The organism is Blautia sp. An46 (genome assembly GCF_002161645.1).
Lineage (GTDB): Bacteria > Bacillota > Clostridia > Lachnospirales > Lachnospiraceae > Blautia > Blautia ornithocaccae.
On sequence record NZ_NFIF01000001.1, the window covers coordinates 203,564 to 216,331 of the forward strand.

A 12,768-nucleotide genomic window follows, 5' to 3' on the forward strand; every position below is an offset into this window, starting at 1 on the left:
ATATAAATACGAAAAAGAAAAGGAGGCCGTAAAAATGGCACTTAGAAACATCAGAATACAGGGAGATCCAATCCTGACAAAGAAATGCAGAAAGATAGAGAAGATGACTCCCAAGATCCAGGAATTGATCCAGGATATGTTTGATACTATGTATGACGCCTATGGAGTAGGTCTGGCGGCTCCCCAGGTGGGAATTTTAAAACAGGTGGTAGTTATTGACACCACAGGAGAAGACCCCCATGTGCTGATCAATCCGGAAATTATAGAGACTTCTGGTTCCCAGACAGGAGATGAGGGATGCTTAAGCCTTCCTGGCATGAGCGGTACTGTTACCCGTCCAAATTATGTAAAGGTAAAGGCTCTTAACGAAAATATGGAGGAAATCATCCTGGAAGGAACCGAGCTTCTGGCAAGAGCCATTTGTCATGAAACCGATCATCTCCATGGAAAAATGTACACAGAACTGGTGGAAGGAGAACTGCGCCGGACCAATTATGAGGAGGACGAGGAAGAATGAAAATAGTTTTTATGGGAACCCCGGATTTTGCCGTGGGAACTCTGGAAGCCCTGATCCAGGCAGGCCATGAGCTCATAGGCGTAGTCACTCAGCCGGATAAGCCAAAAGGCAGGGGAAAGACCCTTATGGCCACACCGGTGAAAGAGGTAGCTCTAAAACATCAGATTCCAGTATATCAGCCCCAAAAAGTCCGGGAAACAGAGTTTACAGAAACCCTTCGCAGACTGGCGCCGGATGTGATCGTAGTGGCGGCTTTTGGTCAGATCATTACAAAGGAAATCCTGGAGATTCCAAGATATGGCTGTATTAATGTCCATGCCTCTCTTCTTCCTGCCTACAGAGGAGCAGCGCCTATCCAGTGGGCGGTGATAAACGGGGAGAAAGAGTCAGGAGTGACTATTATGCAGATGGATGAGGGACTGGACACAGGAGATATGATCGACAAGGTGGTTGTTCCTCTGGCAGAAGATGAGACAGGCGGAAGTCTCTTTGACAAACTGAGTCAGGCAGGAGCCGGACTGTGTGTGAAAGTGTTAAAAGACCTGGAAGAGGGAAAGGCAGTAAGAGAAAAACAGCCGGAGGAAAGCACTACAGCCTATGCTTCTATGATCAGTAAAAAGATGGGAGAAGTTAACTGGAATGAGTCTGCAAAGTCCATTGAACAGCTCATCAGGGGTCTGAATCCCTGGCCCAGCGCATATACAAAACTTCAGGGAAAAACTCTGAAACTCTGGCAGGCCCAGGTGGAAGAACAGGAAGAAGAGGGAAGGCCTGGGGAAATCCTTCGAGTAGAGAAGGATGCTTTCTATGTCAAGACTGGCAAAGGTCTGTTGAAGATAAAAGAGGTCCAGCTTGAGGGGAAGAAACGTATGGATACAGGAGCCTTTCTGCGGGGATTTCATCTGAACACCGGAGAGCTTCTAGGCTGAGAAACACAGGAAAAGCAACTGTCCAAAAGGGCAGATAAAAGGTTGGATAAATATGGCAAATAAAGTAAATTTAAGAGAATTAATACTGAATATCCTTCTGGAAATCGACAAAGAAGGCCAGTACAGCCATCTGGTACTTAGAAGTACCCTGGAGAAATATCAGTATCTGGAAAAACAGGAAAGGGCCTTTATTACCAGGGTATGCGAAGGAACTCTGGAGTACCGGATACGCCTGGATTATATTCTGGATCAGTTTTCCACCGTTCCTGCAGAGAAGATGAAACCGGTGATACGGGAACTTCTCCGTTCCAGTGTATACCAGCTTCTTTATATGGATCATGTGCCGGACAGCGCAGTATGTAATGAAGCAGTAAAACTGGCCAGAAAAAGAGGGTTCTATAATCTCACAGGATTTGTAAACGGAGTCCTCAGAAAGATTGCCAGAGAATACGGGAGCATTCATTTTCCGGGAAAAGATTCCCCGGTGGAATATCTGTCAGTGCTCTACTCTATGCCTGTATGGCTGGTAGAAAAATTTCTGAAGGAATATGATTTTGAGACCACAGAAAAGATGCTGGAAGCCTTTCTGGAAGAGCAGCCTGCTACTATCCGGATACGGGAATATCAGGTAGAAGAAGAGGCTGTGCTGGAGAACCTGAAAGAGGAGCAGGTAACTGTAGAGAAGGCTCCTTATGTGGAACGGGCCTATTATGTGAAGCACTATGATTATCTTCCGGCTTTGACAGCTTTCCGCAGAGGCAGCATCCAGATACAGGATGTGAGCTCCATGCTGGCGGCTCAGATTGCCGATGTAAAAGAAGGGGACTATGTCATTGACCTGTGTGCTGCGCCGGGAGGAAAGACCCTCTACATTGCAGACAAACTTCACGGGACAGGACGGGTGGACGCCAGAGATCTGTCTCAGACTAAAACAGATATGATCCGGGACAATGCTCTGCGGCAGAACTTCCTGAATGTGGTGGTTACAGAGAAAGATGCCACCCAGCTGGACCGGGAATCTCTGGAAAAGGCAGATGTGGTCCTGGCAGACGTACCCTGTTCCGGATTGGGAGTTATGGGGAAAAAGAAGGACATTAAATACAAGCTGAATCCGGGAAAGATCCGGGACTTAGTTGGCCTTCAGAGGAAGATTTTAGAGCAGGCTTCTACTTATGTGAAACCGGAAGGAACTCTGATCTACAGTACATGTACCATTGGAAAGGAAGAAAACATAGAGAATGTCCGGTGGTTTACCGAGCATTATCCCTACGAACTGGAAAGTCTGGACCCGTATATCTGTCCGGAGCTCAGGGGAGAGACTACGGCGGAAGGGTATCTGCAGCTTTTACCGGGAATCCATAAGTGCGACGGATTCTTTATGGCCAGATTAAAGAGGAAAAACGAATGGAACAGTTAGATATAAAATCCCAGAGCCTTTCGGAATTAAAAAAGACCATGGAAGGACTTTCAGAAAAGCCCTTCCGGGCAAAACAGATTTATGAATGGCTCCATAAAAAACAGACGGACAGCTTTCAGGAGATGACCAATCTTTCCGTAAGCCTCAGAGAAAAGCTGGAGAGGAACTGCTCTGTTATGTCTCTGAAAGTTGTGGAAGTACAGACTTCTAAGCTGGACGGAACCCAGAAATACCTCTTTGCACTCCCTGACGGAAATGTAGTGGAAAGTGTGTTGATGAAGTACCGCCATGGGAACAGTGTGTGTATTTCTTCCCAGGTAGGATGTAAGATGGGATGCAGATTCTGCGCCTCAACTATAGACGGATGGACAAGAAATCTGCTGCCATCAGAGATGCTGGACCAGGTCTATAAGATCCAGAAACTGTCAAAGGAAAGAGTCTCTAACGTGGTAGTGATGGGAACAGGAGAACCTCTGGACAACTATGACAATCTTCTCCGTTTTATCCACATGCTCAGCGACGAAAACGGGCTTCATATCAGCCAGAGAAACATTACGGTTTCCACCTGTGGCATTGTACCCAGAATGTATGACCTGGCAGAGGAAAATCTTCAGATCACCCTGGCGATTTCTCTCCATGCTTCCAACCAGCAGAAAAGGGAAGAACTTATGCCTGTTGCAAAAAAATATTCCCTGGAAGAACTGATGGAGGCCTGCAGGAATTATTTTAAAAAGACAGGACGAAGGCTGACTTTTGAATACAGTCTGGTAGGGGGAGAAAATGATTCTCAGGAGGATGCCGAGGAGCTGGCCCACCTGATAAAAGGCCTGAACTGCCACATAAATCTGATCCCGGTGAATCCTATAAAAGAGCGGAGCTACGTCCAGTCTGACAAAAAAGTTATAGCGAATTTTCAAAATAAACTTGAAAAATACCAAATAAATGTTACTATTAGAAGAGAAATGGGCCGCGATATAGACGGGGCCTGTGGACAATTAAGAAAAAGTTACATTGATAAGAAAGAGGACTCGTAGGATGAAATCATATTCTGTAACAGATGTGGGACAGAAGCGCCAGGTGAATCAGGACTACATATTTTCTTCTGAGGAGCCGGTGGGAAATCTTCCGAATCTTTTTGTGGTTGCAGACGGTATGGGCGGTCATAAAGCAGGAGATTTCGCGTCCAGCTATGCAGTTCAGATCCTGCTTCATTCAATTCTGGAAGATAAAAATCAAAATCCCATTATTATTATCCGGCATGCCATTGAAGAGGCCAACCGGAAAGTTCTGGAAGAGGCAAATCTCCATGAGGAAATGTCGGGTATGGGGACCACAATGGTTCTTGTTACAATCGTTGATGATTATGCCTATGTAGCAAATGTGGGAGACAGCAGACTATATTTGATCGAGGACAAGATTGTCCAGATTACAAAGGATCATTCCCTAGTAGAGGAAATGGTCCGCAGGGGATTGATTACAAGGGAGGATGCCAAGCATCATCCAGATAAGAATATTATTACCAGAGTCATCGGCATCGGGCCGGAGGTGGAAGTGGACTTCTTTGATATCCATCTAAAGGAGAACAGCAGACTTCTCCTTTGTTCCGATGGGCTATCCAATATGGTTTCTGACGAAGAAATCTGGAAAATTGCCGAGACAAGCAGTGATTTGAGAGAGATGGGCATGCGTCTTGTTTCTCTGGCCAATGAAAACGGCGGAAAAGATAATATAGCAGTGGTACTGGTACAGCCAGACACAAAAGAGGTGGAAGTATGTTAAATGTGGGAGTAATCATAGGAGAACGATATGAGGTTGTGAGCCGGATCGGGTCCGGCGGCATGGCCGATGTATATAAAGCAAAAGATCATAAGCTGAACCGCTTTGTGGCAATGAAGGTCCTGAAGCCGGAGTTCAGCGCAGATACAAATTTTATCCGTAAATTTCAGAGAGAAGCTCAGGCAGCGGCTGGCCTGGCTCATCCCAATGTGGTAAACGTTTTTGACGTAGGGGAGGATCAGGGAGTTAACTACATTGTGATGGAGCTGGTAGAAGGGATTACGCTGAAGGAGTATATTTCCAAAAAAGGAAAACTGACCATTAAAGAAGCTACAAGTATTGCCATTCAGGTTTCCATGGGTCTGGAGGCAGCCCATAACCGGAATATCGTACACCGGGATATTAAGCCTCAGAACATTATCATTTCAACAGACGGAAAGGTAAAGGTTACTGATTTTGGAATCGCCAGAGTTGCTTCCTCTAATACCATCAGCACTAATGCCATGGGTTCTGTGCATTACAGTTCTCCGGAGCAGGTTCGCGGAGGATACAGCGATTTTAAGAGCGATATTTATTCTCTGGGTATTACCATGTATGAAATGGTTACCGGCAGGGTTCCCTTTGACGGGGATACTACAGTGGCCATTGCCATTAAACATCTTCAGGATGAAATGGTCCCGCCGTCCCGTTATGTGCCGGACCTTCCGCGGAGCCTGGAGGACATTATTTTAAAATGTACCCAGAAAAGCCCTGACAGAAGATACAGCACTCTGGCAGAGCTGATCAATGACCTGAAACATTCCTTAATAGATCCTAATGGAAACTTTGTTAACCTTTCACCTCTCAGCAATCATGCCCAGACGATCATGATCACACCGGACGAGATGAAGGAAATCCAGAACAGCGGATACTCCCGTACTCCTGATTATGAGGAAGAAGAGGAAAGAGAAGAGGATTACGACGAGGATGAAGATGACGAGGACGATGATGAAGATGATGAAAGAGGCGGCATAAACACCAAGCTGGAGAAAGCCATGACCATTGGCGGCCTGATCATCGGTGCAGTCATCATCTGTGTTCTCATTTATTTCGTGGCATCTGCAGCAGGAATCGTTGGCGGTTCCGGAAGCGGCCAGGAAAATCAGACCCAGCAGGAAGACACCGGCAATGCCCAGGAAATGGTGACAGTTCCGAATCTGACAAATATGACAGAAGATGAAGCAAGGACTGCCCTGTATAATCTGAGCTTAGGATACAGTAAGGGAGGAGAAGAAGCTTCCGATACCGTTCCGGAAGGTCAGGTGTGCAGACAGGACCCGGCAGCAGATACCCAGGTGGAGCCCAATACACAGGTAACCTATTATGTGAGCACCGGTCCTGCTGAAGCAGTGGCAGAGACTGTGACTATTCCTACAGGACTTATCGGACAGAGCCTCAGCCAGGTACAGTCCCAGCTCCAGGAATTAGGACTGAATCCTGTTATCGAGCAGCGGAAGAGCACAGATGTGGCAGTGGGAAATGTAATCTCTCTGAATCCGGAAGAAGGCGCTACTGTAGATACAGGCTCTGATGTGACCATCACAGTCAGCGTTGGCGAGGGAGATACTATGACCAGGATTCCGGATGTAAGAGGCTATGAAGAAGCACAGGCGGTACAGATTGTAACAGATCAGGGATTGATTCCAGATGTAGAGTACAGCTACAGTGAAAGCGCTGGCGTCGGATACGGGCAGGTTTATGAAATGTCTCCCCAGGGTGGACAGCGTATTGAACAAGGAAGTATTATTACACTGAGAGTTCTGACAGAGCCAGAAGAGACAGATACCCAGTCTGACAGCACAGAGACAAGTACAGAGACATCTGAAGGTTCTGGCACATGGGCAACTGTCAGCAATCTGAAGATTGGCCAGCCGGATAATTATGAAGGCCAGATGGTAAGACTGAGACTGGTACAGGGCTCTGAGGATGCCCAGGGCGGTACTACGATCCTTCAGGATCAGGTTCTGACCTTTGATGAGAACGGAGAGTATTCTGTGGGACAGATCACAGGACAGAGCGGTGAGTCCACCGGTACCCTGTACTTTGATGTAATGGATGAAAGCGGAAATTACACAACTATTTGGAGTTATCCGCTGGAATTCAGTGAACAATAATTAAGCAATTTGAGAACTGCCCCGGCAGACAGAACCGGAAAAACCCCGGAAATGCCTGCCAGGGCAGTTTTTGTTTTGTTGCCTTTCAGAGAAAAAAAGTATATAATGACACCATGAACAAGACTGAGAATAATGAAAAGACAAGGTAGGTAAGATGCAGGGAAGAATTATCAAAGGGATCGGGGGATTTTACTACGTGGCCTCTGCTGGAGGAAACATTTATGAATGTCGGGCCAAAGGGATTTTCCGTAAAGAAAAAATGAAGCCTCTGGTAGGAGACTATGGGGAGATTGAAATCATAGATGAAAAAGAGAAAACAGGAAATCTGGTAAAAATCCTGCCGAGAAAAAATCAGCTGATACGTCCTGCAGTGGCAAATATAGATCAGGCCCTGGTGATTTTTGCAGTCAGGGAACCAAACCCTAACTTCATGCTCCTGGACCGGTTTCTGATCACTATGGAGCGGCAGAATGTGCCGGTGATCATCTGCCTGAATAAGGAAGACCTGGGAGATGAGGAAGAGATAAAAGAAATTGTGGAGATTTATTCTTCCTGTGGATATCAGGTGCTGGTCACAAGCGCCCAGAAGGAACTGGGTATCCAGGAACTGCGCCGTGAACTGGAGGGAAAAACCACTGCGGTGGCCGGCCCTTCAGGAGCGGGGAAATCTTCTCTCACAAATCTTCTCGCCCCTGACGTGCAGATGGAGACTGGAGAAATCAGCAAAAAACTGGGAAGGGGACGGCATACCACCCGGCATTCTCAGCTGATACCACTGGGAGAGGAGACATATTTGATGGATACCCCTGGGTTCACCTCTTTTTATGTGGAAGACATGGAAAAGGAAGAGCTGAGACATTGTTTTCCGGAATTTGCTCCTTATGAGGGGGAATGCAGATTTCAGGGCTGTACGCATACTCATGAACCTGGCTGCAAAGTAAAAGAAGCTCTTCAGGAGGGGAAGATCAGTTCCCGGAGATATGAGAATTATCAGGAAATATACAAAGAATTAGAAGAGAAAAGGAGATACTGATTTTATGGAATATCAATTATGCCCTTCTATCCTGGCGGCAGATTTCTGGCGTCTGGGAGAAGAAGTTGCCCAGGTGGAACAGGCAGGAGTAAAATGGCTTCACATTGACATTATGGACGGATGTTTTGTCCCGACCATATCTATGGGAGTTCCAGTGGTGGCTTCACTGAGAAAAAGGACCAGCCTTTTTTTCGATGTGCATATTATGGCCCAGGAACCGACCCATCTGATAAAAGAATTTGCCCAGGCAGGAGCTGACATGATAACAGTCCACGCTGAAGCATGCACACACCTGGACAGGACTCTGGGAATGATCCATGAGCTGGGATGTAAAGCAGGGATTGCCATTAACCCTGCAACACCGGTTTCAGTTTTGGAGAATGTTATTGAGCTGGCAGATATGGTTCTGATAATGACTGTGAATCCGGGATTCGGAGGACAGAAATATATCTCCTACTGTACGGAGAAAATCCGCCGGCTGAGAGAAATGGCAGAAAGCAGGGGAAAAGACCTGTATATCGAAGTGGATGGAGGCATTAACCGCGAGACCATCTATCAGGTGCTGGAGGCAGGAGCTAATGTGATCGTGGCCGGTTCTGCCGTATTTGGAAAAGATATTCCGGAAAATGTAAGAGCTTTGAAAGGAATCATAGAAGAATATGAACACAGTGCTGATCTGCGGAGGTGAGATAGAAGACAGCTTTGCTCTGTCTTTTCTTGACAGAATCAGGCCTGAATATATCATTGGGATTGACAGGGGCCTGGAATTCTGTTATAAGTACAATATTGTCCCTCAGTATATTTTGGGGGATTTCGACAGCATTTCCCCGGAAGTTTTAAGCTATTACGAGAGCCGGGATATACCGCTGGAAAGATATAAGCCGGAAAAAGACGCCACAGATACCAGAATAGGACTGGAACTGGCGCTGAAGCTGAAAAGCCGGAAGATTTTCCTGCTGGGAGCAACAGGGGGAAGGCTGGACCATTTCATAGCAAACTTAAAATCCCTTCTGCTTCCTCTGGAGCAGGGAAGTCAGCCATGGATTTTGGACAGTCAGAATGCGATTACCCTGCTGGACCGGGGAATAAAAATCACAAAGGACCAGCAGTTTGGAAAATATATCTCCTTTTTTTCCATGGGAGACAGGGTGGAGGGAGTCACTCTGAAGGGATTTAAGTATCCCCTGGAGGACTATACTCTGCTGAATTCAGAGGAAATCGGCGTCAGCAATGAGCTTGAAGACGAAACCGGAGAGATTACTTTCCGGTCAGGGGTGGTTTTGATGATCATGTCGAAAGACAGAAATTGAATATACAGTAAAGAGAGGAATCAGTATTATGAAATTAGGAATTGTGGGACTGCCAAATGTAGGCAAAAGTACCTTATTTAATTCTCTTACAAAAGCAGGAGCAGAGTCAGCAAACTATCCTTTCTGCACTATAGACCCCAATGTGGGAATTGTTGCAGTGCCAGATGAAAGGCTGAAGCTTCTGGGTGACTTTTATCATTCCAAGAAAGTGACTCCGGCAGTTATTGAATTTGTTGACATTGCAGGTCTGGTAAAAGGCGCTTCCAAGGGAGAAGGGCTGGGCAACCAGTTTCTGGCTAACATCCGGGAAGTAGACGCCATCGTTCATGTGGTACGCTGCTTTGAAGATGAAAATGTAGTCCATGTGGATGGTTCCATTGACCCTATGAGAGATATTGAGACGATTAACCTGGAACTGATCTTTTCTGACCTGGAGATTCTGGAGAGAAGGATCGCGAAGACAACAAAAACTGCCAGAATGGATAAAGATGCAGCAAAAGAGCTGGAATTTTTAAAGAAAATAAAGGCTCATCTGGAAGATGGAAAGCCAGCTTCCACTGTTGAGCTGGAAGATGAGGATCAGGAAGGATATATGAAGGAGTATAATCTCCTCACATATAAGCCGGTAATCTATGCCGCCAATGTTTCAGAGGATGATCTGGCAGATGACGCTCAGTCCAATCCTCATGTACAGAAGGTACGGGAATATGCAGCAGAGACTGGCAGCGAGGTATTTGCTCTGTGTGCAGAAATCGAGCAGGAGATTTCAGAGCTGGAGGATGACGAGAAAAAGGAATTCCTGGAGGACCTGGGAATCAAACAGTCCGGCCTGGAAAAACTGATCGTGGCCAGCTACAGACTTCTGGGACTGTTAAGCTTCCTTACTTCAGGAGAGGATGAGACAAGAGCCTGGACTATTAAGGTAGGGACCAAGGCGCCTCAGGCGGCAGGAAAGATTCATTCAGATTTTGAAAGAGGATTTATCAAAGCTGAGGTCGTAAATTATCAGGATCTTCTGGACTGCGGTTCCTATGCAGGGGCCAGAGAAAAAGGGCTGGTCCGCATGGAAGGCAAGGATTATGTGGTTCAGGACGGAGATGTGATCCTTTTCCGGTTTAATGTATAAAACAGGTAAAAATCAGAAATCCTACATTCAGTCCCCTGAGGCTGAGATGTAAGTTTTATCTGCGGCCAGCGTGAGCGCAGTAGTGGTACTGAAAGATTAGTGGTAGAGAGAAAGAACTGCAGGAGTTAATAAATGACACAGATAGAACTAAAAAGAGAAATTGAAAATACCAGAGAAGATCTGAATGCCGCCATAGCAGGCAGAATGACAGAAAGCAGGATTCTGGATATCAGCCGTCTTTTGGACGGTCTGATCGAAGAATATCTGAGCAGGAACAACAGCCCGGACAGCCAGGAGAATATGGATATCACCTATATGGAGACAGGGAACAGGAAGGGCTGCTGAAACTGAAAACAGGGAAAAAGGCAGAGAAAGTCACGATTTGCAGGGGCTTTTTCTGCCTTTTGTTTTTGAAAGAAAACATACGTTCCTCTTGCGTTTTCTATAAGTTTAGTATAGAATGGGCATATAAGTGGTAGAAAGTGGTGAAAAGTGGTAGCAAATGGGTGGCTGATGGCAGAAGCAGTCCATTTGGACCATGGAGGGCACGAAGGGGAGAATCGTATCCTCACGAAGGAAGGTGACATTCATATGTTCATGGGAGAGTACAGTCATACGATTGACGCAAAGGGGAGAATGATCATTCCTTCCAAGTTCAGAGAAGAACTGGGAGAGGAGTTCGTACTTACCAAAGGCTTAGACGGATGTCTGTCTATCTATCCCAAAGATGAATGGAAAAACTTTGAAGAAAAGCTGAAAGCTTTACCACTTAATGATAAAAATGCAAGAGCCTTCTTACGTTTCTTTGTAGCCAGTGCAACAATGTGTGAATTGGACAGGCAGGGGAGAATTCTCGTACCGCAGACGCTTCGGGAATTTGCCGGTCTTATTAAGGATGTGGTGCTGACTGGTAATCTTACAAGGATTGAAGTCTGGAGTAAGGAAAAATGGCTGGAGAACAGCAACTATGAAGATATGGATGCCATTGCACAGGGTATGCAGGATATGGGCATTGTAATCTGAGAAAGCCAGGAGAAAAAAATGGAATTTAAACACCAATCCGTATTACTGGAAGAGACCGTCCGGAATTTAAGGGTAAAACCGGATGGGATTTATGTAGATGGAACACTGGGAGGCGGCGGACATTCCTATGCGGTATGTCAGCAGCTATCTGCCAAGGGGAGCTTGATAGGTATAGACCAGGATGAAGCTGCGATAAAAGCTGCGGGTGAGCGGTTAAAGGAATTCGGGGAGAATGTAACCATCATCCGCAGCAACTATTGCAACATGAAAAAGGAATTACAGAAGATTGGAATTCCATCAGTAGATGGGATTATTTTAGATTTGGGGGTATCTTCCTACCAGCTGGACAACAAGGAGAGAGGATTTACGTACAGGGAAGATGTCCCTCTTGACATGCGTATGGACCAGAGAAATCCCCGGACTGCCAGGGATATTGTGAATACCTACAGCGAAAAAGAGCTGTACCGCATTATCCGTGACTATGGGGAAGATAAATTCGCAAAAAATATCGCAAAGCATATCTGCCTGGCAAGACAGGAAAAAGATATAGAGACCACAGGAGAACTGGCAGAAATCATTAAACATGCCATCCCTATGAAAATGAGGGCTGTGGGCGGCCATCCGGCCAAACGGACTTTCCAGGCGATCAGGATTGAGCTGAATCAGGAGCTGGATGTTTTAAGAGACAGTCTGGATGATATGATCGACCTTTTAAATGATGGAGGCAGGATCTGTATCATTACTTTCCATTCTCTGGAGGACAGGATCGTAAAAACGATTTTCAGGAGAAACGAAAACCCCTGCACCTGCCCGCCGGATTTTCCCGTATGCGTATGCGGGAAGAAATCAAAAGGAAAAGTCATTACCAGAAAGCCTATTCTTCCAAGCCAGGAGGAGCTGGAAAATAACAGCCGTTCCAAAAGTGCCAAGCTGCGGGTATTTGAGCGAATGAGTAAGTAGAGGCAGAGAGTCCGGAAAAGGGAGAGTTTCATGGCAAGTACAAGGAACCGAAACAAATATGATAATCGAAAAAGGCAGAGATATACCGGGTATTATGATGACGGTAATGCAGCGCGCCGCTTGGAGGAGGTACCTGAACAGCCAAAGAAAGAACTAAGCAGACGGGCAAAAAGGAACCGGGCAAAAAGCACCAGCATCAGCAGAGGTTATATTGTTTTCCTAAGTCTGGTATGCGCCCTTGCCACTGCAGCCTGTGTCCACTATATAAAGCTTACTGCTCAGGTCACTGCCCAGAGAAGTGTGGTGGCCAGCAGGGAACTGGAGCTTAATCAGCTGAAAGAAGACAACGATGCATATTACAGCGAAGTGATTACTGGAGTTGACCTGGACGAGATCAGAGACAGGGCCATTAATGAGTTGGGTATGCAGTATGCAACAGAAGACCAGATTCGGTACTATACGCCGGGAAATAACAGCTATGTAAGGCAGTATCAGGACGTCCCGGAGAACTAAGCAGGTGGAAG

14 protein-coding genes are annotated in these 12,768 nt (G+C 46.2%); all 14 read left to right on the forward strand.

Annotated elements, in window-relative coordinates; all coding sequences use genetic code 11:
- The first annotated feature begins 34 nt into the window (after positions 1 to 34).
- Complete coding sequence (def, locus tag B5G00_RS00945) at positions 35 to 517, forward strand: peptide deformylase (protein WP_206423765.1); 483 nt, start codon at positions 35 to 37, stop codon at positions 515 to 517.
- Positions 514 to 1,446, forward strand: a complete 933-nt coding sequence (gene fmt, locus B5G00_RS00950) for a methionyl-tRNA formyltransferase (protein WP_087267112.1) — start codon at positions 514 to 516, stop codon at positions 1,444 to 1,446. Before def ends, fmt begins: the two co-directional genes overlap by 4 nt.
- Before the next feature lie 52 nt (positions 1,447 to 1,498).
- The gene (gene rsmB / locus B5G00_RS00955) at positions 1,499 to 2,863 is read left to right on the forward strand and encodes a 16S rRNA (cytosine(967)-C(5))-methyltransferase RsmB (protein WP_087267115.1); all 1,365 of its coding nucleotides are present in this window, start codon (positions 1,499 to 1,501) and stop codon (positions 2,861 to 2,863) included.
- Positions 2,851 to 3,897, forward strand: coding sequence for a 23S rRNA (adenine(2503)-C(2))-methyltransferase RlmN (gene rlmN, locus B5G00_RS00960; RefSeq protein WP_087267118.1), 1,047 nt, complete (start codon positions 2,851 to 2,853; stop codon positions 3,895 to 3,897). Before rsmB ends, rlmN begins: the two co-directional genes overlap by 13 nt.
- 1 nt (position 3,898) lies before the next feature.
- A complete protein-coding gene (locus B5G00_RS00965) occupies positions 3,899 to 4,642 on the forward strand; it encodes a Stp1/IreP family PP2C-type Ser/Thr phosphatase (RefSeq protein WP_087267120.1) in 744 nt (247 codons plus the stop codon).
- A complete protein-coding gene (gene pknB, locus B5G00_RS00970) occupies positions 4,636 to 6,792 on the forward strand; it encodes a Stk1 family PASTA domain-containing Ser/Thr kinase (RefSeq protein WP_087267122.1) in 2,157 nt (718 codons plus the stop codon). The genes B5G00_RS00965 and pknB overlap by 7 nt, the downstream gene beginning before the upstream one ends.
- 154 nt (positions 6,793 to 6,946) lie before the next feature.
- Positions 6,947 to 7,825: a ribosome small subunit-dependent GTPase A gene (rsgA, locus tag B5G00_RS00975; protein WP_087267125.1), complete on the forward strand. Its 879-nt coding sequence runs from the start codon at positions 6,947 to 6,949 to the stop codon at positions 7,823 to 7,825.
- A 4-nt stretch (positions 7,826 to 7,829) separates the two neighbouring features.
- The gene (gene rpe / locus B5G00_RS00980) at positions 7,830 to 8,513 is read left to right on the forward strand and encodes a ribulose-phosphate 3-epimerase (protein WP_087267127.1); all 684 of its coding nucleotides are present in this window, start codon (positions 7,830 to 7,832) and stop codon (positions 8,511 to 8,513) included.
- Positions 8,485 to 9,135, forward strand: a complete 651-nt coding sequence (locus tag B5G00_RS00985; protein WP_087267131.1) for a thiamine diphosphokinase — start codon at positions 8,485 to 8,487, stop codon at positions 9,133 to 9,135. Before rpe ends, B5G00_RS00985 begins: the two co-directional genes overlap by 29 nt.
- A gap of 28 nt (positions 9,136 to 9,163) precedes the next feature.
- The gene (ychF, locus tag B5G00_RS00990; RefSeq protein ID WP_087267134.1) at positions 9,164 to 10,261 is read left to right on the forward strand and encodes a redox-regulated ATPase YchF; all 1,098 of its coding nucleotides are present in this window, start codon (positions 9,164 to 9,166) and stop codon (positions 10,259 to 10,261) included.
- Positions 10,262 to 10,393: 132 nt separating this feature from the next.
- The gene (locus B5G00_RS00995; protein ID WP_087267137.1) at positions 10,394 to 10,606 is read left to right on the forward strand and encodes a Spo0E family sporulation regulatory protein-aspartic acid phosphatase; all 213 of its coding nucleotides are present in this window, start codon (positions 10,394 to 10,396) and stop codon (positions 10,604 to 10,606) included.
- 246 nt (positions 10,607 to 10,852) lie between these two features.
- Positions 10,853 to 11,284, forward strand: coding sequence for a division/cell wall cluster transcriptional repressor MraZ (gene mraZ, locus B5G00_RS01000; protein WP_087267645.1), 432 nt, complete (start codon positions 10,853 to 10,855; stop codon positions 11,282 to 11,284).
- 18 nt (positions 11,285 to 11,302) lie between these two features.
- Entirely contained in the window at positions 11,303 to 12,244 is a 942-nt protein-coding gene (gene rsmH / locus B5G00_RS01005) for a 16S rRNA (cytosine(1402)-N(4))-methyltransferase RsmH (protein ID WP_087267140.1), read from the forward strand.
- 30 nt (positions 12,245 to 12,274) lie between these two features.
- A complete protein-coding gene (locus tag B5G00_RS01010; RefSeq protein WP_087267143.1) occupies positions 12,275 to 12,757 on the forward strand; it encodes a hypothetical protein in 483 nt (160 codons plus the stop codon).
- Positions 12,758 to 12,768: the final 11 nt, after the last annotated feature.

Bases quoted from the DNA above. Each gene is read 5' to 3' on its own strand.
- def (WP_206423765.1), top strand. From the start codon at position 35: ATGGCACTTAGAAACATCAGAATACAGGGAGATCCAATCCTGACAAAG.
- fmt (WP_087267112.1), top strand. From the start codon at position 514: ATGAAAATAGTTTTTATGGGAACCCCGGATTTTGCCGTGGGAACTCTG.
- rsmB (WP_087267115.1), top strand. From the start codon at position 1,499: ATGGCAAATAAAGTAAATTTAAGAGAATTAATACTGAATATCCTTCTG.
- rlmN (WP_087267118.1), top strand. From the start codon at position 2,851: ATGGAACAGTTAGATATAAAATCCCAGAGCCTTTCGGAATTAAAAAAG.
- B5G00_RS00965 (WP_087267120.1), top strand. From the start codon at position 3,899: ATGAAATCATATTCTGTAACAGATGTGGGACAGAAGCGCCAGGTGAAT.
- pknB (WP_087267122.1), top strand. From the start codon at position 4,636: ATGTTAAATGTGGGAGTAATCATAGGAGAACGATATGAGGTTGTGAGC.
- rsgA (WP_087267125.1), top strand. From the start codon at position 6,947: ATGCAGGGAAGAATTATCAAAGGGATCGGGGGATTTTACTACGTGGCC.
- rpe (WP_087267127.1), top strand. From the start codon at position 7,830: ATGGAATATCAATTATGCCCTTCTATCCTGGCGGCAGATTTCTGGCGT.
- B5G00_RS00985 (WP_087267131.1), top strand. From the start codon at position 8,485: ATGAACACAGTGCTGATCTGCGGAGGTGAGATAGAAGACAGCTTTGCT.
- ychF (WP_087267134.1), top strand. From the start codon at position 9,164: ATGAAATTAGGAATTGTGGGACTGCCAAATGTAGGCAAAAGTACCTTA.
- B5G00_RS00995 (WP_087267137.1), top strand. From the start codon at position 10,394: ATGACACAGATAGAACTAAAAAGAGAAATTGAAAATACCAGAGAAGAT.
- mraZ (WP_087267645.1), top strand. From the start codon at position 10,853: ATGTTCATGGGAGAGTACAGTCATACGATTGACGCAAAGGGGAGAATG.
- rsmH (WP_087267140.1), top strand. From the start codon at position 11,303: ATGGAATTTAAACACCAATCCGTATTACTGGAAGAGACCGTCCGGAAT.
- B5G00_RS01010 (WP_087267143.1), top strand. From the start codon at position 12,275: ATGGCAAGTACAAGGAACCGAAACAAATATGATAATCGAAAAAGGCAG.